General features: G+C 68.0%; 16 protein-coding genes, 1 tRNA gene and 1 pseudogene. 12 read left to right on the top strand and 6 right to left on the bottom strand.

The genetic code is table 11. From position 1 onward, the window contains the following. Window positions 1-45: 45 nt before the first annotated feature. Both AB0A65_RS17960 and AB0A65_RS17955 read left to right on the top strand, forming a co-directional pair. On the top strand, window positions 46-3,444 hold the full coding sequence (locus AB0A65_RS17960; RefSeq protein WP_359952451.1) for an adenylate/guanylate cyclase domain-containing protein: 3,399 nt from the start codon (window positions 46-48) through the stop codon (window positions 3,442-3,444). 368 nt (window positions 3,445-3,812) lie between these two features. Then, window positions 3,813-5,681, top strand: a complete 1,869-nt coding sequence (locus AB0A65_RS17955) for a serine/threonine-protein kinase (protein WP_359952449.1) — start codon at window positions 3,813-3,815, stop codon at window positions 5,679-5,681. 97 nt (window positions 5,682-5,778) lie between these two features. Here the strand turns inward: AB0A65_RS17955 and AB0A65_RS17950 are convergent, their stop codons facing one another. Both AB0A65_RS17950 and AB0A65_RS17945 read right to left on the bottom strand, forming a co-directional pair. Continuing rightward, window positions 5,779-6,774, bottom strand: a complete 996-nt coding sequence (locus tag AB0A65_RS17950) for a ribonucleotide-diphosphate reductase subunit beta (RefSeq protein WP_359952448.1) — start codon at window positions 6,772-6,774, stop codon at window positions 5,779-5,781. Between the two features lie 95 nt (window positions 6,775-6,869). Then, a complete protein-coding gene (locus tag AB0A65_RS17945; protein ID WP_359952446.1) occupies window positions 6,870-9,245 on the bottom strand; it encodes a ribonucleoside-diphosphate reductase subunit alpha in 2,376 nt (791 codons plus the stop codon). 286 nt (window positions 9,246-9,531) lie between these two features. On the opposite strand from AB0A65_RS17945, the gene AB0A65_RS17940 reads away from it, so the two are divergent. The 3 genes and pseudogenes from AB0A65_RS17940 (at window position 9,532) to AB0A65_RS17930 (ending at window position 12,108) form a co-directional block, all read left to right on the top strand. Then, window positions 9,532-9,604 (top strand) — tRNA-Arg (locus tag AB0A65_RS17940). Between the two features lie 353 nt (window positions 9,605-9,957). Beyond that, the gene (locus AB0A65_RS17935) at window positions 9,958-11,421 is read left to right on the top strand and encodes a protein kinase (RefSeq protein WP_359952445.1); all 1,464 of its coding nucleotides are present in this window, start codon (window positions 9,958-9,960) and stop codon (window positions 11,419-11,421) included. Window positions 11,422-11,506: 85 nt separating this feature from the next. Continuing rightward, window positions 11,507-12,108, top strand: a pseudogene (locus AB0A65_RS17930) (HD domain-containing protein). A gap of 451 nt (window positions 12,109-12,559) precedes the next feature. On the opposite strand, the gene AB0A65_RS17925 reads toward AB0A65_RS17930, so the two are convergent. From AB0A65_RS17925 to AB0A65_RS17915, 3 genes are all read right to left on the bottom strand, one after another. Beyond that, window positions 12,560-12,973, bottom strand: coding sequence for a hypothetical protein (locus AB0A65_RS17925; protein WP_359952443.1), 414 nt, complete (start codon window positions 12,971-12,973; stop codon window positions 12,560-12,562). A gap of 160 nt (window positions 12,974-13,133) precedes the next feature. After that, a complete protein-coding gene (locus AB0A65_RS17920) occupies window positions 13,134-13,904 on the bottom strand; it encodes a hypothetical protein (protein WP_359952441.1) in 771 nt (256 codons plus the stop codon). A 329-nt stretch (window positions 13,905-14,233) separates the two neighbouring features. Then, the gene (locus AB0A65_RS17915) at window positions 14,234-14,575 is read right to left on the bottom strand and encodes a type II toxin-antitoxin system PemK/MazF family toxin (RefSeq protein ID WP_359952439.1); all 342 of its coding nucleotides are present in this window, start codon (window positions 14,573-14,575) and stop codon (window positions 14,234-14,236) included. 831 nt (window positions 14,576-15,406) lie between these two features. On the opposite strand from AB0A65_RS17915, the gene AB0A65_RS17910 reads away from it, so the two are divergent. The 5 genes from AB0A65_RS17910 to AB0A65_RS17890 all read left to right on the top strand — a co-directional run bounded on the left by AB0A65_RS17910 (window position 15,407) and on the right by AB0A65_RS17890 (window position 19,738). Next, on the top strand, window positions 15,407-16,387 hold the full coding sequence (locus AB0A65_RS17910) for a glycoside hydrolase family 11 protein (protein WP_359952437.1): 981 nt from the start codon (window positions 15,407-15,409) through the stop codon (window positions 16,385-16,387). An 89-nt stretch (window positions 16,388-16,476) separates the two neighbouring features. Then, window positions 16,477-17,142 (top strand): LppX_LprAFG lipoprotein, encoded by a 666-nt coding sequence (locus AB0A65_RS17905; protein ID WP_359952435.1) that lies wholly within the window; start codon window positions 16,477-16,479, stop codon window positions 17,140-17,142. An 80-nt stretch (window positions 17,143-17,222) separates the two neighbouring features. Further along, on the top strand, window positions 17,223-17,519 hold the full coding sequence (locus AB0A65_RS17900) for a hypothetical protein (RefSeq protein WP_359952433.1): 297 nt from the start codon (window positions 17,223-17,225) through the stop codon (window positions 17,517-17,519). Beyond that, window positions 17,516-18,112 (top strand): hypothetical protein, encoded by a 597-nt coding sequence (locus AB0A65_RS17895; RefSeq protein WP_359952431.1) that lies wholly within the window; start codon window positions 17,516-17,518, stop codon window positions 18,110-18,112. The genes AB0A65_RS17900 and AB0A65_RS17895 overlap by 4 nt, the downstream gene beginning before the upstream one ends. Window positions 18,113-18,259: 147 nt before the next feature. Beyond that, complete coding sequence (locus tag AB0A65_RS17890) at window positions 18,260-19,738, top strand: MFS transporter (protein WP_359952429.1); 1,479 nt, start codon at window positions 18,260-18,262, stop codon at window positions 19,736-19,738. A 59-nt stretch (window positions 19,739-19,797) separates the two neighbouring features. Here the strand turns inward: AB0A65_RS17890 and AB0A65_RS17885 are convergent, their stop codons facing one another. Continuing rightward, complete coding sequence (locus tag AB0A65_RS17885; RefSeq protein WP_359952427.1) at window positions 19,798-22,092, bottom strand: LamG domain-containing protein; 2,295 nt, start codon at window positions 22,090-22,092, stop codon at window positions 19,798-19,800. A gap of 199 nt (window positions 22,093-22,291) precedes the next feature. On the opposite strand from AB0A65_RS17885, the gene AB0A65_RS17880 reads away from it, so the two are divergent. Next, the gene (locus AB0A65_RS17880) at window positions 22,292-22,585 is read left to right on the top strand and encodes a GNAT family N-acetyltransferase (protein WP_359952425.1); all 294 of its coding nucleotides are present in this window, start codon (window positions 22,292-22,294) and stop codon (window positions 22,583-22,585) included. Between the two features lie 135 nt (window positions 22,586-22,720). Further along, window positions 22,721-23,206, top strand: a complete 486-nt coding sequence (locus tag AB0A65_RS17875; protein WP_359952423.1) for a hypothetical protein — start codon at window positions 22,721-22,723, stop codon at window positions 23,204-23,206. Window positions 23,207-23,274: the final 68 nt, after the last annotated feature.

The raw sequence follows: 23,274 nt of genomic DNA, 5'->3' as shown, positions 1-23,274 counted from the left end.
CCCTGTCCCGGCGTTGGTGCTGCTGTGACCTGCCCGTTCTGTTCCGTGCCCACTGTGCCGGGCGCGCGCTACTGCCACAACTGCGGTGCGCCCCTGTCTCCCGAGGCGACCGCTCCCCAGACGGAGCGGCGCTACGTGACGGTGCTCTTCGGGGACCTTTCGGACTTCACGACCTGGTCGGAGAGCCTGGACCCCGAGCGGGTCTCCTCCGTGACCGACCGCCTGCTCGCGGAGTGCGTCTCCGCCGTCAACGAGTTCGGCGGGCACGTCGACAAGCTCACCGGGGACGGCATCATGGCCGTGTTCGGCGCCCCCCTCTCACATGAGGACGACGCCGAGCGAGCCGTCCGGGCCGCCCAGGCCATGCAGAAGCGCGTCCGGAGGCTGCTCAAGGCCGAGTCCGGCGGGGGATTGCCCATCGGCCTGCGGATCGGGCTCCGGTCCGGGCTGGTCGTCGCCGGCATGCAGGCGAATCTCGAATACACCGTCATCGGCGACACCGTGAACACCGCCGCGCGCATCTGCGCGATCGCCTCCGTCGGCACCATCTGGGCCGGCGAGGAGACCATGCGCGCCACGAAGCACGCCGCGGCCTGGCGCCGGCTCACGCCCGTGCGCCTCAAGGGAAAGCGCGAGCCCGTCGAGGTGTTCCAGCTCCTGGGGCTCGAAGACGAGCCCGGGACGCGCGCCAGCCTCGGGGACACCGCGCCGTTCATCGGCCGCGACGCCGAGATCGGGCGCGTGACGGGCCGCCTCGAAGCGGTCATCGACCGCAGTGAGCCGCTGGTCCTCATCCACACCGCCGAAGCCGGGATGGGCAAGACCCGCTTCGCACGCGAAGTCCGGACCCTCGCCACCGAGCGCGGCGCCCGCGTCCTCACCGTGCGCGTCGCCCCCTACGGCGAAGGCCGCCGCTTCGGGCCCCTCGCCGACCTCGTGCGCAAGGCCGCCGGCCTGCGCTTCGACGACGACCGCGCGACCGCCGAAGCGAAGCTCAGGCGCATCGCCGACGGCCACGCCGACCACGGCGAGTGCCGCCTGAACATCACCGTGCTCCTCGGGCTCCTCGGCCACGGCCGCCCCGGGGCGGCCGACCGCGTCGGCGGGTTCACCGGGCAGCAGTCCGACGCGTACACGATCCCCGAGGCCGTCGCCGAGCTCATCACGCACATGGCGACGCACGGCCCGATGGTCCTCATCATCGACGACCTGCACACCGCCTCCGCAGCGGGCATCGACGCCCTCGGCGTCGCGCTCGCGAAGATCCACGGCCCCGTGCTCGTGCTCCTCTACGGCCGCCCCGAGCTCACCAGGTCCTCCGGCGTGCTCACCCGCGTCTCCGAGGCCGAGGTCCACCCGCTGCCGCCGCTCGCCGGCGCCGACGCCGCGCGCCTCCTGCGCGAGTTCCTCGGCGGCGGGCGCCTCCCGAAGCCCGACGAGGACCGCCTCCTCGGCTTCGCCCAGGGCAACCCGTACTACCTGGCCGAGCTCGTCACCCTCCTCGTCGAGCAGGACCTCCTGACCGGGACGGGCGACCAGTGGCGGCTCGTCGCCGGATCGCTCACCGGGAAGGTCCTCTCCCGCGACCTCGCGCAGGTCCTCGGCGCCCGCATCGACGCGCTCAGCCCCGCGGCCCGCGCGCTCCTGCGCGCCGCCTCGATCTTCGGCGACGCCGTCCCGCCCGAGGCCACGCAGCTCCTCGAAAAGGAGGTCCCGGGGGAGTTCGACCTGGCCCTCCAGGAGCTCCTCGACCGCCGCATGCTCCGGCGCCGCTCCTACGGCGGCTACCGCTTCGTGACCCCGCTGCTGCGCCAGGCCGCCTATGCGCCCATCGGGAAGGCCGACGCCGCGCACGCGCACGCCGAGATCGCCCGCTGGGCCGCCGACACCGAGCTCGAAGGCCAGAGCGCCGACGACCTCGTCGTCTTCCACGCCGAGCAGGCCGTGACCCTCGCGCACGAAGTCGAGATCGAGAAGATCGACGAGGTCTGGAACGTCCTCCCGCTCGCCGTCGACGCCGTCCGCAAGCAGGCCGACCGCGCCATGGACGCCTCGGAGCCCGAGCGCGCCGTCGCCCTCCTCAACGGCGTCGAGCGCATCGCCACGCTCTCCCACGACGACCGCCTCCTGCGCGGCCGCGCCCTCACCCGCCTCGGCCGCACCGTCGAGGCCGAGGCCGAGATCGAGGGCCTCGCCATCGACATCGGCCTCATCCCCGAGGACGCCGGCGACGACCACGCCGGGGACGACGACCACCCCTCGCCGCGCCTCTTCGGCGACGACTTCCCCGAGGACGCCTCCGAACTCGTGGCCCAGCTCCTGCTGCTGCGCGGGCGCCTCCACCGCTACAAAGGCGAGCTCGCCGAGGCCCGCGGGGCCTGGACGGCCGCGCTGGCGCTCTCGCGCCGCGAAGGGCTCGCCGGGCCCCGCTGCGACGCCCAGTGCCGCATCGGCCTCCTCGACTTCCTCGCCGGGCACCTGTCCGAGGCGGAGGCCCGCTTCATGGACGCCTACGACGTCGCGTTCGGCGTCGGCGACGACAAGCGCCTGGCCTGGGCCCTCCAGCACCAGGCGTGGGTCCTCGTGGCCCGCGGCGACTTCGACGGCGCCGACGAGGTGCTCCGCGAAGCGGCCAAAGCCTTTGCGCGCCAGATGGACCTGGTCGGCCGGGCGTGGGTCCGCGGCGTGTCCGCGTTCGCGCTCCTCATGGCAGGGCGGTTCACCGAGGCCAAGCGCCTCTCCGACGTGTTCATGCCCATCGGCGAGCGCAGCGGCGACGTGTTCGCCGTCGGGCTCCTGCGGGCCATCGGCGCCGCCGCGCAGATCGGCCTCGGGCATCCCGAGGGTGCGGACGCATTGGCGCGCAAGTCCTTCCGGGACTTCGAGCGGATCGACGACGACTGGGGCCGCGGCTTCGCGAAGTACGTGCGGGCCCTCGCGGCCCGCTCGATCGGCGCGATCGACCACGCCCTGGACCTCGCCGCCCACGCCGAGGAGTACGGCGCGAAGACCGGCCACCCGCTCCTGATCAGCCTGGCGCACAACCTGAGGGGCCGCTGCTCCCTCGAAGCGGGCGACCCCGCGACCGCCGAGACGGCCGCGGAGGAGGCGCTCGCGCTGCTCACCGACGACGTCCTCGAACCGGGCCGCGCGGCCAACACCGCGCTCCTGGCCGAGGTGCGCGCCGCCAAGGGCGACCGGGCCGAAGCGCTGCGGATGCTCGAACCCCTTGCGGCGCACTACGACGAGCCGTCCCTGGGGCGTCCGCGGCGGGCCATCGTGGCCCGCTACGCGCGCCTGCTCGACGAGGACGGCCGCCCCGAGGAGGCCGCGAAGTGGGCCGGGCTCGTGCTCAAGTCCTTCGGGGAGGACCCCGAGGCGACCGCATGGGCCGCGGGCTACCTCGACGCCGCAATGGGACTCGACGGGCCCGAGGGGGCCTGATGCGGGGAGGACGCGGCGGGCGGACGAGCGCCCCTGCGGAGACCGCCGGAACACCCGTCCTCCCGCGCGCTACACGGGGGATGCGTTCACTATGCGCCACCGGTACTTCGCCCTCGGGAAGCGACATATCAACCGTTCGGCCAGTTCTCGCTGGCTTTTCGTCTAGGGGTATACAGAATCGTGGGCGCGTTGCCGTACCGTTATCCGATAGGTCCCATGACTCGGATCCCCCAGGCCCGAGTCGCTCTCGCAACGCAGCGGCGCGCACCCCGGCGCTGACCCGCGCACCCGACCTGAACAGGCTCGACACCGAGCGACGCTTCGGCTTGCACGCTGGCCGAGAACGGAGGCAGTTTCCAGTGGACACCATGTCGTCCTACGGTGCTCCAACCGCTTCAGTCTCCCCGCCGAGAGCCCGGCCCGAGGCCGACCCCGAGTCCCTGCTCCAGGGCATCGAGCGCCTCACCGGGTTCAGCGAGATCGACCGCGGCGCGTACTCGACCGTCTTCAGCGCCACGCGCTTCGACGACGGCGCCGAAGTGGCCGTGAAGATCGAGGCCCGCCCGCTCACGGACGACGCCTCCCGCGAGCGCTTCCGCCACGAGGTCCAGACCGCCGGGCGCCTCTCCGACCACCCGTGCGTGGTCAAGATGCTCTCGGCCGGGCTCACCCACCAGGCGAACCCGTACGTCGTCATGGAGCGCTGCCGCGGCTCGGTCGCCGACCTGCTCGACCGCCACACCACGATCCCCCCGCACCGCACGATCGAGATCGGCATCCGCATCGCCGACGCGCTCGCCGCGGCCCACGAGGCCGGGATCGTCCACCGCGACATCAAGCCCGCGAACCTCCTCATCGACCACCACGGCCACGCCGTGCTCGCCGACTTCGGGCTCTCCAGCCTCATCCCCGTCCCCCGCCCCGGGGAGCGGTTCTCGATGATGGCGACCCCCGCGTACGCGCCGCTGGAGGTCTTCCAGATGCAGCACGTCGGCCCGAGCGCCGACGTCTACTCGCTCGCGGCCACCCTGTACGCGATGCTCAGCGGCAACCCGCCGCGCTTCCCCGCCGAAGGGGGCCTCGACATCAACGAGGTCGCGGCCCTGTTCGACCAGCCGATCCCGGCGATCCCCGGCATATCGCCCCTGCTCCTGGAGATGCTGCGCACCGCGCTCATCAACAACCCCGACGGGCGCCCCACCGCGGTCGAGTTCCGCGAGTTCCTCGCGAGCATCCCCGAGGCGTCCACCGGCATCATCCCGCGCATCACCGACGACCTCCCGCACGCGCCCTCCCCTGCGTCCCAAGGGCTCTACGGCGCGTACACCTCGCCGCCCCTGAACGCGGCGCCCACGGAGTTCCACGAGCCCGCGGCCCCCGGCTACGCCGACCTCGGCGGCCTGCCCGACTCGCCGTCCACGCTCCGCCTCGCCCCGGCCAAGCGCCGCGGCCGCCCCGAGGAGCCCGCCCCCGGCACCGTCCCGGTCCGCCGCACGGCGCAGGCCCCGGCGGCCCCCGCGCGCATGCCCAGCCCGCCCGTGAGCCCCCCGGTGAGCCCCGCCCCGGCCCCGAGCCCCGCCCGCGACTTCGCGGGCGAGACGGGCCGCTGGGAGGCGTACAGCGGCGGACGCGACCAGGACCATGAACGCGACCACGACTCGCGCCTCCCGGTCCCCGTGCCCCGCAACGAGACCGGCCTGACCCGCCGCGAGCGCCGCCTGAAGGAGGGCGGCGGCGGCAACGGCTCCGAGATGGGCCGCCTCATCGGCATGGGCGCGGTCGGCCTGGTCATCCTCGGCCTGCTCATCGCGGGCGGCGTGTGGCTCTTCGGCAACGGCGAGGAGCCCGCCGACCTGGCGTCCCAGTCCATGGCCGACGACTACGTCGGCGAGTGCACCCTCGCGGTCGAGGGCGCGGGCTGCGTCACCGAGCCGGCCTGCTTCGACGCCGCGTTCGCCGCGACCGGCTGCGACGGCGCCCACCTGTGGGAGGGCTACGCGACCGGCCAGCTCCCCGAGGGCGTCAGCGACGTCGAGGCGGCACGCGCCGACCCGGCGGTCGCGGCGGCCTGCGTGAACGGCCAGGCCGACGGCGGCCCGCTCTCGCAGCTGATCTCCAGCGACGCCGTCGACTGGACCACGGACGTGTACGTCCCCGGCGACGGCACGTTCCTGTGCGTCGCCCAGCTCAGCGACGGCACGGAGGCGTCCGGCTCGACGTTCGCGCGGGCCGGCTAGCGCCGCAAGCGAAGCAAGCGACAAGGAAGGGGCCCGGCGCATCGCGCCGGGCCCCTCCTCTTTCAGCCGCAGGCGGGAGACACCCTGCGGCCCGGGATCAGAACTCCTCGTCGAGGTCGACCTTGCCCTCCACGGCCACTTGGTAGGCGGTCGGCCTGCGCTCGAAGAAGTTCGTCAGCTCCTGCACGTCCTGGAGCGCCATGAAGGGGAACGGGTTCTCCGAGCCCCACTTCTTCGGCATGCCGAGGCGCACGAGGCGCTGGTCGGCGGCGTACTCCAGGTACGACTTCATGTCCTTGACGGTCATGCCGGGCATGCCCTCGCCGATGAGGTCCTCGGCGAACTGGAGCTCGGCCTCCACGGCCTCCTCCAGCATGTCGGTGACCTGGCGGCGCATCTCGTCGTCGAACAGCTCGGGCTCCTCCTGGCGCACGATGTCGACCACGCTGAACGCGAAGTTCATGTGGCAGGACTCGTCGCGGAACACCCAGTTGGTGCCGGTGGCGAGGCCGTCGAGGAGGCCCCGGCTGCGCAGCCAGTACACGTACGCGAAGGCGCCGTAGAAGAACAGGCCCTCGATGCACGCGGCGAAGCAGATCAGGTTGAGGAGGAACTTGCGCCGGTCGTCGCCGGTCTTCAGCTCCTTCATGTCGAAGACCTCGTCGATCCACTTGAAGCAGAAGTCGGCCTTGCGCTTGATCGACGGGATGTTGTTGACCGCGTCGAACGCCTTCGCGCGCTCGTCCGGGTCGGGCAGGTACGTGTCGAGCAGCGTCAGGTAGAACTGCACGTGCACGGCCTCCTCGAAGAGCTGGCGCGAGAGGTAGAGCCGCCCTTCGGGGGAGTTGACGTGCTGGTACAGGTTGAGCACCAGGTTGTTCGCGACGATCGTGTCACCGGTGGCGAAGAACGCCACGAGCCGGTGGATGAGGTGCTGCTCCTGCGGCGTGAACGACGCCAGGTCGGTCAGGTCCGAGCCGAGGTCGACCTCCTCGACGGTCCACGTGTTCTTGATCGCCGCCCGGTACTGGTCGTAGAAGTCCGGGTATTGCATGGGTCGCAGGGTCAGGTTCATGCCCGGGTCGAGCAGCATTGGGCGTCCTCTCGGTTGTCGGTTCGCTTAGGGGCGGGCGGCAGTTCGATGTCATGGAGCGGGCGGGGCGCCGCGGCGCCCCGCCCGCATCGGCCCTACTGGCAGGCTTCGCAGCTCTCCGGGTTCTCCAGGGAGCACGCGATGTCGGCCGGGATGACCTCCAGCTCGGTCGCCTGCGGCGCCTCGGCGGCGGGCTGGGCGCTGACCGTGGTCTGGTTGATGCGCGTGGCCGGGCGGCTGCGCAGGTAGTACGTGGTCTTGAGGCCCTGCTGCCACGCGTACCGGTACATCGACGAGAGCTTGCCGATGGTCGGGCTGGCCTGGAACAGGTTGAGCGACTGGGCCTGGTCGATGAACGGCGTGCGGGCCGCCGCGAGGTCGATCAGGGCGCGCTGCGGCAGCTCCCAGGCGGTGCGGTACCGCTCCTGGAGGTCGGCCGGGATCGCCGCGATGCCCTGGACGGAGCCCTCGGCGACGACGATGGCCTGGCGCAGCTGCTCGTTCCAGATCCCGCGCTCCTTGAGCTCGGCGATCAGGTGGCGGTTGACCTGGAGGAACTCGCCCGACAGGGTCTCGCGCTTGAACACGTTGGAGACGACCGGCTCGATGCACTCCGCGCATCCGGCGATCGAGGCGATCGTGGCGGTCGGCGCGATCGCGATCATGAGCGAGTTGCGCAGGCCGTGCTCGGCGACCTTCCCTCGCACGGCGTCCCAGCGCTCGTTGAGCGTGATGCGCGCGTTCGGGTAGTGGTCGAGGTGGAGCACGCCGTCGGCGGCGCGGGTCTCGGCGAAGTTCGGGTGCGCCCCGAGGGTTGCGGCGAGGCCGGCGGAGGTCTCGAAGGCCACCAGGGCGATCCGCTCGCTGATCGCGGTCGACAGCGCGAGGGCCTCCTCGGAGTCGAACGCGAGCTTCAGCTTGAAGAACACGTCGGCGAGGCCCATGCAGCCCAGGCCGATCGGGCGCCACTTGCGGTTGGCCTTCTCGGCCTCGGCGGTCGGGTAGAAGCCGAGGTCGATGGTGCGGTCGAGGAACTTGACGGCGCTGCGGACCGTGGTCTCCAGGCGCTCGAAGTCGAAGCCCTCGGTCGAGCAGTGCTCGGCGAGGTTCACGGACCCGAGGTTGCACACGGCGGTCTCGGAGTCGTTGGTGACCTCCAGGATCTCGGTGCACAGGTTCGACAGGTGGATCACGTTCTCTTTGCGCGCCGTCTGGTTCGAGGTCCGGTTCGCGGTGTCGGAGAAGGTCATCCAGCCGTTGCCGGTCTGCGCGAGGGTGCGCATCATGCGGCCGTACAGCTCGCGGGCCGGGACGGTCTTGCGGGCCTTCCCGGCGTTCTCGGCGGCGCGGTACGCCTCGTCGAACTCCTCGCCCCACAGGTCGACCAGCTCGGGGGTCTCCTTGGGGTCGAACAGGGACCAGGTCGCGTCGTTCTCGACGCGGCGCATGAACTCGTCGGGGATCCAGTTGGCGAGGTTCAGGTTGTGCGTGCGGCGCTCGACGTCGCCGGTGTTGTCGCGCAGCTCCAGGAACTCCTCGATGTCGGCGTGCCAGGTCGCGAGGTACACGCACGCGGCGCCCTTGCGGCGCCCGCCCTGGTTCACCGCCGCCACGGACGAGTCGAGGGTCCGCAGCCACGGCACGATCCCGTTCGAGTGGCCGTTGGTGCCGCGGATGAGCGAGCCGCGCGAGCGCACGCGCGACCAGGCGATGCCGATGCCGCCCGCGTACTTGGAGAGGCGCGCGACCTGGCTGTAGCGCTCGTAGATCGAGTCGAGCTCGTCCTTCGGGGAGTCGAGCAGGAAGCACGAGGACAGCTGGGCGCGCTTGGTGCCCGAGTTGAACAGGGTCGGCGAGGACGGCAGGTACGCGAGGGCCGACATGAGCCGGTACAGCTCGGCGGCCTCCTCCACGGACTGGCTCAGGCCGCATGCGACGCGGAGCATGAAGTACTGGGGCCGTTCGAGGACCGTGCGGTGCTCGGGGTGGCGCAGCAGGTACCGGTCGTAGACCGTCCGCAGGCCGAAGTACTCGAAGCGGTCGTCGGCGGCGTCGTCGATGACGGCGTCGAGCGCGGCGGCGTTGGCGTCGACGAACGCGACGAGGTCCTCCGAGAGGAGCCCGTTGTCGCGGCACGCGGCGATCGAGGTCGTGAACGAGGTGACGCCCTCGCCCGCGGTCTCGGCCGCGATGTGCTCGGCGAGGAGGCGGGCCGCGAGCTTGGAGTAGGTCGGCTCGGAGGCGACGCTCGACGAGGTGATCTCGACGGCCCGCTCGCGCAGCGCCGCCTCGGTCGCGCCGGGCCACAGGCCGGCCTCGATCTGGGCGATGACCTTCTCGCCGTCCACGTCGGGCAGTCCGGCGGCATGGACGCGAATGCGCTCGGCGATCAGCGCGACGGGGCCCTGCTCGGGCTCCCGCTGCTGCGGAGCGGTGGTGGTGGCGGATGGCGTGGTGGCGAGCCCGGTCATCTCTGCATCCCCTCGTGCTGTTGGTTCTGACAGAGGGGAATCATACATGTTGTGGTCGGGCTCCGGGGTCTCCCCAAGATGATGTGTTTTTCCGGTGATTCGGGCGACGAAACCGCAGCGTGTCCGCTAGGCTCACAGGTTTCGGCGGAGTCAGCCTATGCCCGTCCTCCGACACTCGGCGCGCCGAATCGCAGGACTTCGCGACGGTGTGATCCTCGCCGGGCAAACCGCGTTCGATCCCCTCCCCGGGTGCTGATAGCATCGTTCCGTCCGACTCGTCGGGCACGCCTCCGTAGCTCAGTGGATAGAGCACTGGTTTCCGGGACCAGGTGTCGCAGGTTCGAATCCTGCCGGGGGCACTCTGCATCAGCCCAGCTAGAGGGCATCTTCTCTTCCAAACCGCGAGGGGATCACCCCTGCCCGCGGGCGGTCATGGAGCCAAAAGGGGGGCCTACACGGTGGGCGAGCTCCTCTAGCCACGGTATAGATCAAGCCGTTCGGCTTGATGGTTTCACTCATGTGCTGTTGCGAGGCTGTGTTGCGGGCTGCCTCAGCTTTGAGCTTGTCGACCTGATTGCCCAGTGAGCGGCTCTTACTGTTGTCTAGGGCAAGCTGACTGCTCATCCAGTTGCCAGACGTTGCCTTTTGCGGAAGAATCACGTCTTCTGGAAGCAGGTGCGTGGTCGGTGATTAACCGGTCAAGGAGGGTCACATGTCAAAATCAACCTTTCCAAAGCAGTGGGCCAAGATGGTGTCTAAGCCCATTGAATCAGGTCAGGCATGGGTCTGGCGGGTGCGAAATGAAGACCATGCAGGTGACCACGCATTGAAGCGTTGGAAGAAGATAGACCGTGTTGATCGACTTCGACGAGAGTTCGATGCCATGCAAGATCTCTTTGCTAAAGGTGCGCCGGTTCCTAAGATCGTTGATAAAGATCTAGATGATGCTAAGAATCCGTGGTACGTGATGCCTTGGTATGAACAAGGATCGCTTGAGTCGATTGGGCATGTTTCAAGGGACAAATTTAGCACGCTCGATAGACTGCTTCTTGTTGACCAAGTCGCACTTGCCTTGTCGCGGATTCATGAATTCGGATACGCACATCGAGATGTCAAGCCTGCGAATATTCTGCGGTCTGGCGATGATGTTGTAATAGCGGATTTTGGGCTTTGCATTTCAAATGATGACACTCGTCTGACTGCTGAGTACGAGGCTATCGGGCCTTGGCTTTATATAGCGCCGGAGAATCAATCTGGCCGTAATGACGGGCTACAGTTTCCGGCTGATTTTTATGCCTGGGGCAAGCTTGCCTGGAGCCTAATCGCGGGACGCACTCCTCCGGCTCGTGAGTATCTTCTGCAAGATAAGCATCGCCTCGAGATCCAGGTGAAAGACGAGCGTCTATCGGATATGCATAAGTTGCTGAGACAGTTGTTGGAGGAAATACCCGAGAGACGGCTCGCCAACTGGTCAGAAGTTCGTCGCGACCTGGCTCATACCATTGGAAAGTATCAAGAAGTGGACCAAGTCCGTACCGGAGACTCCGCGGGGATTCGAACGGTGATAGCGGCGGTGAGGCGTATTTCGGTGAATCTCGATTCGGCAAATAAGGCTACCGAAGAAAATGCGCGACGAAAGCGCTTCAATGAAGCGAAGGTCCTTGAGGAATATATGGCAGAGGAGATGCATCGTCTGCTAGATGCGGAGTTTGGAGAGTTCAACGAGGCTGCAGATGGTGCTGTATTGTTGACTATTTCCGGTGGTCTTCATACCCTTTCTGAAGTGCTTCGATTCACGGATTACCAATCGACCGAATTGGCTGATATCTTGAGTCTTTCGGAAAATTCCAGAGCGCTCTTTCTATTGCAATGGAACTCCCCTGAGGGTTTGGATACGAACCTTCAGGTATTGTTGTTCACCTTGGTTGAATCGGGCTCAGTTCGATTTCTTAGAATTCCACTACTTGCCAAAGTTGGGGCCCCTCTAAGGCGGTTTCATGGGGTTGCCAATGCGAGTGAGATTGGCGAGCCATTGACTATTGGCCTTGCAAGCACGGAAGTTGCTGCTAGAAATTTTGCCAGGAATTCGGCTCAGTTTGCTCGTGACTGCATACTTCGTTGGACTCGGCTTATGGAAGATGGTAAAGATCCCTATTTGACTCAAATATGGGATTAAAGTATGACTTCAAGTTCAGGGGCCCAGGCGATGTTGCCTGGGCCCCTGGTTTTCTATGGGTTTTGGTTGAATGCTGCCTCAATCCATGACCGACCTGGACGGCATCGCGTCCTACCTGCTCGAAACCGGGAACCTCAAGCGCATCAAGCGGACAGGGTGGTGGTTCACCCAGGTCAAGGACCCTGAGAGCATCGCTGAGCACTCGTGGCGGACAGCGGTCGTCGGCACATGATCCTTGCTGGCCTTGAAGGAGCCGACCCGAACCGGACGGCTCTTCTTGCGCTTCTGCACGACACCCCTGAGACGCGTATCGGCGACATCGCGCACGTCAGCCGGAAGTACCTCACCGTTGCACCCGCAGAGGACATCGTGGCCGACCAGGTCGAGGGCATGCCCGACGCCATCGCCGCCATCATCACTGGCGCCGTCGGCGAGTTCGAAGCGAACGAATCACCAGAAGCGAAGTGCGCCAAGGACGCTGACAAGCTTGAATGCCTGATTCAGGCTGTCGAATACCAACACGGCGGGGCCGACTCGATCGGCCCCTGGATCGAGACCAGCATGGCCTCCCTCAAGACGGAGACTGCGAAGGGGATCGCCGAGGCGATCCTCAAGGCCGATCCCGTTGCGTGGCAACGCGCGAAGCGCTTTCCAACGCGCGCCGGCGCCTACTGCTGGAGTCAGTAGTGGTCGCGTTTTACGTAGAGCATTGGACGGCAACGACTCTCCAATGAAGGGACGGACCCTTGGATGCCCCCAGACCCATTCTGCCGACGTCGGACGAGGCTCAGGAGCAGGCCGTAAGCCACGCGACCACGGCCGCCACCGAGCAGGACCCCACTGAACGTGACCACCACGCCCAATTCGCTCAAGTGTGGGCGACCATCGCCCTCTCACGCGCCACGCTGGAGCAGTTGGACCAACTCGCAGCGACCCTGAGCGACCTCAGCGGCACCATTGACGAACTTCGCCATAGGCCGGTCTGACCTGCAAAAACACAACCCGCTGAGGACGCCCTGCTTGCCGAATGGCACTCGGCCCTACCTGGATAAGGCAGTTTCGGCAGAATCGAACTCAGCCGGTTATGTTTTCGCAGGTCAAGAGCTAATCGTCGTCCGTTCGCATGTTTCATGGGATCTCAAAGCTTCCAGGCACGATGGTTGGCCTTGAGATCCTCGCGGGCTTGGCCAAGAAGCTCCTTTGCAAACTGCTGTAGCCCGATGGCATCTGGGTGCTCCTCCTTCATCCGGCGGCCGTGTGATTCGATGATCTCGACGGCTTGTACTGTCCCCACGAGCCGCACTTGATCGACACGATCGGCGAATTCTCCGGTAAGCTCCCTCGATAGTGCTTCCCCGCGAAGGCTCGCGTGTCGAAGCGTCCGCAGGACGGAGAGGTAAGCAGTGTAGGCGCGAAGTCGTTCCTGCCGAAGCCACTTGCGGTGCTCCAGGCGAGTCGTAAGAAGGTAGGTAATCGCTGCAACGCACGCTAGGGCAATGGCTGCGATTATGGATGGGCCCAGGGCTGATACCAGGGAGTCTTGAGAATCCATCCACCGAGTATCGCAAGGTTCGGCTCCATCTCTGCCTGTGCCCAGTTGAGACGCCAGAACACCGGCCCTTTCAGAAGCTCCGAAATGAATCCGAACTGTTTGGGTGTAGGGACTGGCTGACCTTCACGCCGCAGGCGTGCGACATCGGCGCTTGCTACGGCTAGTTGCCAATAGCTTGGCTAAAGTGCGCCGCCAATGCCTGAACTCCGAGGACAACGCCAGCATCAAGAGCCACACCGGTAACGCGAGCAGTTCCTCCGCGAAGGAATCTTCCGACGACATTTTGCGCCTTCGGTTTGTCTTCCTCCGCTGCAAAGGCGTAGACAATCGTCATCGCCCCGCCAAGCTCAATAACAAGACGCCGATTCTCAGCGCGGCCAAACAAGTCGACATCTCGAATTACTTCCCGAACTTGCTGAACTAGGCGGAGAACATAGCGTCGCTCAAGGTCTGGAAGATCCGTTGCCCGATCGATAAGACCCTCAGCTTCATCAACTGCTTCCAGCAAGTCGGCAATGACTCCCGCCGGAATTGACTCGGCGATCTGCCATGTTCGGATATGCGATGCCAGTCCTTTCAACATAGCAGCGGTGTCTTTCGCTAGATCACGACCACCGTCGGGACCGGTGCCTCGACGGTGAGTATTGAGGTTCGCATCAGAAGCGAACCAATTGTATTTCGGTGCGAAGACAGCTCGATACCAGGCCGGAACATATTCCCGATACGCCTCGACATCATCTCCTGCCTGCTCCATCTCATCCAGTTGGCGCTCAATCGCCAAAAGACACTCCACTGCCCTGCGATGGTTCGCCCAGAACTCGCTGCCGTCTTCGTTGTTAACCACGCCACGGGCGGCAGCAGTCGACTGCGTGGGGCCACTAGGCTCCCAGCTTTTCAGTAGGGCAAGTAGATCCTCTGCTGGGTTCTGCATTCTCGGATCGTACTTGACCATGACTTCTGCGACCACCTTGCTCCGCGCCCGAGGCATCCGCCTGGCGTGAGCGGAAACCGGCGCCTTGACCTGCACAAACTCGAACCTCTGAGGAGCTCTATTTTGATTTGCCCTGACGATGACACAGGAAGTCCCTCCCAAGCCCACAGCGGCGCTCTCGGCGGGTTGTGTTTTTGCAGGTCAGGGCAGTACTTCTAAAGAAGCTGCGCGAGCGGAACGAACCTGGGGAGTGTGGCTGGATTCCAAGGTGACGCTCAAGCGAGAGGGGCACTGGTTCGACCAGTGCCCCTCTCGCTACTCGTTTGTGCCTAGTCTCCCAGCTCGGGTACATCGTCGGCCTGGAGCCGATTGAGCGCCTCTCGGATGGCCTCCATCGTGGCGCCGGTCAGCATGGAGCCTGGCTGGTACAGCCGGTCCCGTTCGATCCAGGCGGCTTTGTGGATGCGGACCCACCCGCGGGCGGGGTCGGCTTCCCCGAGCCGGATGGCGAGGGGCGAGGGCTTGCGCACGATCGGCATCACCCACACCTCACTGTCCGGGGGATTCTGGTTGAGGTCATCGCGGCTTACCAGGACCACGAGCTGCGGCCGACGACCGGGCCCGTTGTTGCACTGGTACAACTCGCCGCGACGAAACTCGGACTCAGGCACTGGAGTGCCTCCTATTCGTTGTCTCCCCAGTCCCGGATCGCTTCCCGATTCGCCGTATCCCAGTCATCGAGTTCGTCATCACGTACCCACTGCCGCAACTCCGCCTGGAGAGCGGCCGCGTCAGCGGCTTTCGCGATAAACGCAGTAGGAGTAAGGCCCGCCTCTACCGCGGCGGCCTCGATTGATGCCCAGGTATTGCGGTCGAACCGGACAGTAGTCCGATGTTGGGGTGGATCTCTTAGCGATTGCTGTGGATTCTCTTCATTCCCCATGGCACTGCCTTCCCTAAAAGTTGTTGTTCGGTTGCACCCCAGTCGGTTTCGCGCCGGTCGCGGTGGCTCCGCGCTCCATTTGCCGACCCGATCGGCTGGGACCTCACAACAACAAGGCCCCGACATCATATCTGGCATCAAGATTAGATGCTTAGGATGATGCTTCAGTACTTTTCTCTCCCCGGAGGGCAAAAAAGGGGGGCAATACCTGCGGTTGGCTGCGAACGCCTGCGGACGTCCCTGAACTGCGCCTGTGCAGGTCAGGGATAATACTGAGCTGATGACCGGTGCCAGAAAATCCGCTGGAGCGCCCTCCGGGACCAGGTGTCGCAGGTTCGAATCCTGCCGGGGGCACGTGCAAGGCCGCCCGCTGACGCGAACGGCCTTTTCACTGCGTTCGGTTCGGAAGTTTCGGAGTTATCTATCAAGAAAGTTCCGATAGTTTTCCGAAAGTCATTGACACGTTCAGGGGTGCGCGTCCACGATGGTCTACATCGAGAGATAGATGGTTCTCGATACGGCTTGCATGGGCCGTTCCGCACCCTTCCCAGGAGACAGGATGAAGTTCAACCCTCCCCCCAGCCTCTTCAGCCGCAGGAACCTCCTGCTCGGCGGCGCCGGCGCGCTCGCGCTCGGGGCCTCCGGGCTGATCCTGCCCGGCGCCGCGCAGGCGCAGCAGGTGATCACCACCAACCAGGAGGGCACCAACAACGGCTACTACTACTCGTTCTGGACCGACTCCCAGGGCAAGGCGTCGATGACCCTCGGCGCCGGCGGGAACTACAGCTCCACCTGGAACGGCGCCAACAACTGGGTCGGCGGCAAGGGCTGGGCCAACGGCGGGCGCCGCACCGTCGAGTACAGCGGCACCGTCAACCACGGCAGCAACGGCTACCTGGCCCTTTACGGCTGGACCTCGAACCCGCTGGTCGAGTACTACATCGTGGAGTCCCACGGCCCGTACAACCCCTCCAGCGGCGCCACCAACAAGGGCACCGCCACCATCAACGGCGGCACGTACCAGCTCGGCCAGTCCACCCGCTACAACGCCCCGTCGGTGGAGGGCACCAAGACCTTCCAGCAGTACTGGAGCGTCCGCCAGGGCAACCGCACGTCCGGGACCATCGACACCGGCGCGCACTTCGACGCCTGGTCCCGCGCGGGCATGAACCTCGGCGCGTTCAGCTACTACATGATCATGGCGACCGAGGGCTACCAGTCCACCGGCAACTCCAACATCACCCTCGGCGCCTCCGGCGGCGGTGGGGGCGGTGGCGGCGGCGCCTGCACCGCGGCCCTCTCGGCGGGCCAGCGCTGGAGCGACCGGTACAACCTCAACGTCACCGTCTCCGGCAAGAGCGACTGGCGGACGACGCTGAACATCCCCTCGCCCGCGAAGGTCCTCTCGACCTGGAACTGCAACGCGTCCTACCCCAGCGCGCAGCAGTTCGTGGCGACCCCGAACGGCGCCGGGAACACGTTCGGCCTCACGATCCAGGCCAACGGCAACTGGAACTGGCCCACGGTCGGCTGCGCCTGACCCGCATGGGGAACCCCGGGAGGCCGCCCGCGCGAGCGGGCGGTCTTTCTCGGTTTCCCATGGGAAACGGCGGGGCATAGGATCGCCCTATGCGATCGAAACTCCCCGTGATCGGTGCCGCCGCCCTCGTGTTCACGGCCCTCGCCGCCGCCTGCTCCGACGGCGCCGACGAGGTGCCCGCCGCCGACGAAGTGCTGCCCAGCGCGTCGGAGGTGATGGCCGAGGTCGAATCGGTCCACTTCGAACTGACGGTGGACGGGGAGGTCGAGGGCCTCGCGGTCAAGAGCGCCGACGGGGTGGTCACCGCGGACGGGGACGCCGAGGGGACGGGCACGATCACCGCGCTCGGCATGGACCTGGAAGTCGACTACACGATCATCGGCGAGAGCGCCTACGTCAAGGGCGTCACCGGCGGGTACCAGGAGATCCCGGTGGGGGACGAGATGCTCCCGTACGACCCGACGGTCCTGCTCGACCCCGGCGCCGGGATCGCGGCCCTGCTCAACGCCGTCGAGACCGCCACGCCGGAGGACACGGAGGCGGTCGGCGGCTTCGACACGTACCGGTACGAGGTGGTGTTCGACCCGGCGGCGTTCGCGGAGTTCCTGCCCGCGGCCGGGGACTGGAACACGGCGACCGTGTGGTTCGACGAGGAGACCCTCCGGGTCGTGAAAGCCGAGTTCGCCCAAGGGGACGCGACCGTGACGCTCCTGTTCGACGACTACAACAAGCCGGTCGAGATCGAGGCACCGTAACTGCGCCTCAGTGAGCGCTCTGCTGCACAGCGGCATCCGGGCACTGTCGCACGGGGCTTGCGGGTTGATATGCATTCGCCATGAGAAAACTACTCCGACGCCTTTGCTACGGTTTTGAAGGACCTGATCTTGAACGGTCCGCGGGGGTCTATCTCGCACGTGCGCTGCTGTTCGCCTTCGTAGGGTTGTGGCAGTTGGCAGTAGCGGTGCTCCTCATCATCTCGGTCTTCGCCGGCTGGTGGAACCGCGAGTGGCTGAGCAACCTGACGGGAATCGGCGTACTTGGATTTTCCGTGATCGCCATGATCGGATTCGTGCAACCCGCCCATCATCGGTACACACTGCTTCAACGGCGATCGAATAGAGAAGACGCATGACGCCATTGATCATGGTCGCGGTTTTCGCATTGGTGTTCCTGGTGACCGCGGGACTCTCGTTCACCGCAGTCGGATTGAACCTCCGAATGCAACGCGCGGTGAGAGGGCAGTTCCCGATCCCGCCCGACCTGTCGGAGCCCATCACCGGCGGGACCGGGTTCCCGTGGCACTCCAAGTACAGGGCGCAGCCCTGGCCCGACCCGAACGCCGCTGTGCCGATGTTGTCGGTCGAGTCCGCGAGGCGGTACGCGGGAGCGGCTGAACGGCGGGCAAGACGATGCCTGCTCGTCGGCGACGCGGCGATCTTCCTGCTCGCCATTCCGGCCGGGCTGTTCATCCCTTTGTTCTCTAGCCGCTGGCCCGAAGCGCCCGGTAACGAAGGCTGGATTCTCATCTCTCTGGTCTTGTCGTCGATGATCGGCGGTCTTGCCTTGAAGATCTACGCCACGCCCTACTGGGAAGCGGTCAGAGACGCATACGAAGCACTGGTCGAACGGCTTGAATCCCCGGGCCCGGCCGATCCCTCCTCCGATGCCGCGGGCCACCGAGTCAGGCCGCGGTTCGAAAGGTTCTGGAGGCGGTGGTTCGACTAGTGCTCGAGGTGGTGTCGGATCGACGGGTAGCGGAGGGAATTAGGATGGCTGAATGCCACCCTTGCCCGCCGTATTCGGAAGTTCGGCGTTCTCCGGTGCGATCGTGGTCGCATCCCGGTTGTTGCCGCCGCAACGTGCAGGTGACCGTTGAAGCCCCCTGAGCCCGGCGCGCCCCGCCGGTCCGGCCTGGCGCTGACCGCCGCGGGGGCGGCGGTCCTGCTCGGCTCGATCGACGCGTACGTCCTCGTCAGCGTCCTGGTCGACATGATCGGCGACCTCGGCATCCCCGCGAACCACCTGGAGCGGGCCACGCCCCTGGTCACCGGGTACCTCCTCGGCTACATCGCGGGCATGCCGCTCCTCGGGCGGGTCTCGGACCGGTTCGGGCGCCGCATCGTCATCCACGTGTGCCTGGCGGCCTTCGCGATCGGCTCGATCGTCTCCGCCCTGTCCCTCGAACTCGCGCCGCTCGTGGCGGGCCGGGCCCTCCAGGGCCTCGCGGGCGGGGCGCTCCTGCCGGTGACGATGGCCCTCGCCGCGGACCTGTTCGCCACCGAGCGCCGCGCCGTGGTCCTCGGCTGGGTCGGGGCCGCGCAGGAGCTCGGGGCGGTCCTCGGGCCGCTCGTGGGCGCCGGGATCGCGGCGCTCGTCGGCTGGCAGGGGATCTTCTGGGTCAACGTGCCCCTCGCGGCCCTCGCGGCGCTGGCCGTCCACTACGCGCTCCCGCGGGACGTGCCCCGCCGGGACGCCCGCATCGACTTCCTCGGCGGCGCGCTCCTCGCGGTCGCCTTGGGGCTGTTCACGATCGGCCTGTACAACCCCGAGCCGGAGGACGCGGTGCTGCCGCCGTGGGGCCCGGCGGCGATCGTCGCCGGGGTCGTCGTGCTCGCGCTGTTCGCGCTCCAGCAGCGCCGCTCCCCGGTGCGCCTCCTCGAACCCGACGGCGTCAAGTGGCGGCCGTACGCGGCGGTCCTCGTCGCGAGCGCCGCCGCGGGCGCGGTCCTCATGGTCACCCTCGTCGACACGCAGCTCCTCGCGCAGACCCTCCTGGGCCTGGACTCCGCGGGCGGCGCGCTGCTGCTCATGTGGTTCCTCGCGGGCCTGCCGGTCGGCGCCGTCGCGGGCGGCACGCTCGCGGGCCGCTACGGCGAGCGCGTCCCGGCCCTCGCCGGGTTCGCCACGGCCGCAATGGCGTACGTGTGGATCGCCGACGCCGTCCCGCACGTCGCCCTCGGCTTGGCCCTGGCCGGCGCCGCGCTCGGGCTGACGATCGCGCCCCTGTCCTCGGCGGCGCTCCGCGTCGTCCCGGAGGACCGGCACGGCACGGCCGCGGCCCTCGCGGTGGTCGCCCGCATGATGGGCATGCTCATCGGCGTCGCGGCCCTCACCTCGTGGAGCCTCCACCGCTTCCAGGAGTCCACGGCCGACCTCGACACCCCCCTCCCCTTCGGCATCTCCGAATCGGTCTACCTCTCCCGCCAGGAGGCCTACCTGGAGGCCATCGACCACGCCCTCGCCGCCCAGTACGCCGACGTCTTCACGGCGGCCGCCTGCATCTGCCTCGCAGGAGCCATCGCCTCGGTGGCGCTGCCGGGCCGGGTCCGGGTCGCCGCGCCGGTCGAATGACGGCTTGAGACGACGAACGGCGGGCGCCTCACGGCGCCCGCCGTTGTCATCGGCGTGGCTCAGACTCCGACGAGTTCCAGGGTCTCGTCGTCGACTATCGAGGACCACAGGAACGGGCGGGAGACGCTGCCGTCGAGGGGGTTCGTGTGGGTTCCGGCGGTGTCGGCGGCGAGGCCGAGGGTGACGGGGCCGTCCGTGTTCCAGGGGGACGTCGGGCCGTCGCCGGTCGCGACCTGGTGGCCGTCGAGGTAGAGGCGGGTCTGGCCGGTCTTGAGGTCGAAGACCGCGGCGACGGTGTACCAGGTGCCGGTCTGCGGGGCGGTGGGCGCGGCCAGCTGCGCTTCGGTGCCGTCGGCGGAGTGCATCGTGAAGTGGAGGCGGTCGAGCGCTGCGTCGTAGCCGAGCTCGAATCCGGCCGCGCCGTCCCCGGCCTGCGCCAGGAACGTCTGATCGGCGCCCTTGCCGGCCAGGTTCACCGAGGCCATCACGGTGAACGACTCGTCGGTGGCGAGGACCGGTCCGGCGGTGGTGCCGTACCCGTTCCCGGTGCCGTCGAGCGTCAGCCCGGTCAAGTACGACGTCCCCTCGGTGTCCTCCCAGTACCAGTCGGTGCCCTCGGCGCCGACGATGTCGAGCTCGTGCTCGGTCCAGTTGTCGATGTCGCCGAACGTGAAGTCCCAGGCCGCCTCGACGACCGCCGCGGGGTTGCCCGAGTAGGACGCGGTGACCGCGGCCTGGCCTAGCACGCCGCGCCACACGGTCGCGTCGGAGAGCGCCCCGTCGAGGTGGCGGACCGCACTGCCGTCGCCGGAGACCGCGCAGCCGAGCGCCGCGGCGTCGGCGCCGCTGACCGGGGTGAACGCGAGTTCGGCGCTGCCTTCGAGGACGCCGTTCACGTAGAGCGACAGCATTCCCGGCCCTTCCCGGTCGACGTCCACGGTGGCCGCGAGGTGCGTCCATTCGCCTGCGGCGGGCGTGCTGGTACCGGTCGCGACCGCCCACTGCGGGTTCGCGCCGTCGGCGGAGGGCAGGGCCAGCTCCCAGGTCTGCGCGTCGGCGTCGAAACCGAGCGAGAGCGAGCTGCCGTGCTGCGCGGCCTGCGAGGCCACGGTCTGGTCGCGATCGGTCCGGTCGAGGCGCACCCAGGCTTCGACCGACAGGTCACCGGGGCTGGAGACCAGGCCGTCGGCGGCGGTCAGGCAGGTGTTCCCGTCGAGGGACGCGGCCGAGCCGATCCTGTTGTACTGGTCGGCGACCCATTCGATCGAGGAGGGGACGTCGAGGTCGGGTCCGTGCACCGCCGTGCCGCCGCCGCGCAGCGGCCAGGCGGCCGCGGCGCCCGGGGCGAGGTCGCCCCGGTACGCGGCGTCGCGGTACGCCTGGTCGGGGCCGCCCTGCCAGAACGCGACGTGGGTGAGCGCGCCGGTGAGTCCGGCCGAACCGGTGGACGCGTCGCAGCCGAGGTGGATCGGGCCCGTGAAGTTCACGGCCCTGACGTTCACGGTGTCCTGCGCATCGAGTGCGCCGTCGACGTAGAGCGCGATCGTGCCGCCGGAGACCACCACCGTGAGGTGCGTCCACTCCCCGGTCGCGGGCGCCGCGGTGGAGGACACGGTGTGCTCCTGCCCGGCCGCGGAGTCGAGGGAGACCGTGGTCGCGGTGAACCTGTCGCTGTCCGCGTCGTACGCGAGCGCGAACCCGGTCCGGGCGGTCCCGGCCTTCGACGCGATCACCTGGTCGGCGTCCTTGGCGTCGAGGCGGACCCAGGCCGACATCCAGAACGCGGCGTCGGTGCGGATCGCCGCGCCGTTCCCGCTCGCGGCGCAGTCGCCGCCGTCGAAGCCGAGGGCGCGGCCGTACGGGGCGGGCGCCTCGGTCGGCTCCCAGGCGGCGTCGGCGGGGAGCCCGAGCGGGCCCGCCCGGCCCGCGTCGTCGGCGCCGTCACCGTCGAGCCGCCAGACGGCGCCGGCGGCGGGGGCGATGAAGCGGCCGGCGAAGAACGACAGCTCCGCCTGCGGTGAGAGTTCGCCCGCGGTGTTCTCGGCCCACGCGTAGACGACGGTGCGGCCCGCGGCCGCGGTGAACGAGACGACCGCTTCGCCGGTGGACTCGACCCGTTCCTGCGGTGCGGCGGTGCCGATGCCGTACTGGAACGCGGCGATGTCGGTGTCGGGGGAGGAGATCCGGATCTCAACAGGGCTGCCGGCGAGCGGCGACGGGGTGAGCAGTTCGATGACGGGCGCGGCCGGTGCGGCCTGGGCGGGTGCGGCGGCGAGGGCCACCGCGCCGGCGGCGACCGCGAGCGCGGCGGCGGCGCCGGAGAGCCGGTAGAGGAGTGAACGGAGTCGTGGCATGCAGGAACCTCTCAGGGGAAGGGGGGTTTCGGGGGGTGCCGCGGTGCGGCGGTTCATCCTACGTGGAATCGGTCACGTCGCGAGTACTGGTTTTCCGCCCGCCGGGCCCACGGTTCCCGCACGGTCCCGGCGTTTCCGGACCCGGAGGGTTCACGTTCAGGGCTCCTCGCGGTGCCGCCGGGCCGGATATGGTTGCCGCATGGCGGATCTTTCTGTTGTGGAGAACGGCGGCGAGCAGCGGTACGAGCTGCGGAACGACGCCGGGGCGGTGCTGGGGTACCTGGAGTACATGCAGGGGGAGGACTTCGTGGTGCTGCCGCACACGGAGGTCGACCGGTCGCTGCGGGGGCAGGGCTGGGGGGACCGGCTGGTGCGGCACGCGCTGGACGACCTGCGGGCGAAGGGCGCGAAGGCGTACCCGACCTGCCCGTTCGTGGACCGGTGGATGCAGCGGCACGACGAGTACGAGGACCTGCGGTACGTGCCGCAGTAGCGGAAGAGTTCAGGAGGCGTTAGGCCGCACCGGTGCGGACTGTTCACCTCTGCGCAAACTGCGGGTTCAACTGCCGTTCACCGGGGGATGAAGCATCGTCGATATGCGACGAACCTCTGCCCTCCGAGGCCGCTGATGCTGTCGGCGCTCATCCTGCTCCGGCACGTCGCCGACGGGCCCGGCGACCGGCTCACCGACGCCCAGTCGCGCCGCGCCTGGGCGCTCGCCGACTTCCTCCAGCTGTACAGCCCGACGACGCTCCTGGCCGGGCCCGGGCAGGCGTGCGCCGACACGCTCGCGCCGCTGGCGAGCCGCCTCGAACTCCAGGCGCTCGCCTCACCGGACCTGGCCCGGGACGCGCCCGCGCTCACCCCCGCGCACGCCGCCGTCTGGCGGGCCGCCCGCGCCCTGCGGTCCCTCCCGGACCCGCGCCGCACCGCGGTCGTGTGCGCCGAGGCCCCCGTGCTGTGCGCGCTCCTGGTCGCCACGGCCGCCCTCGACGGCCACGACCTGGCCGTCCGCTCGCAGGAACCGGACGGCGACCTCGCCCCCGGCGGCGGGTGGGTCCTCCACCGCGACGACGGGCGCCTGGTGGACGTCAAGCCGCTGAGCGTGCGCTAAATCGTTTGCAGCCCCTGTTCAACCCCCGGTAGGGTCGACGGTTCGCCTTTCAGGCAGCCGTGAAATCT

The sequence above is a fragment of the Glycomyces sp. NPDC047010 genome, from assembly GCF_040644205.1.
Lineage (GTDB): Bacteria > Actinomycetota > Actinomycetes > Mycobacteriales > Micromonosporaceae > Glycomyces.
This window is presented reverse-complemented; position numbering and strand designations above follow the sequence as displayed.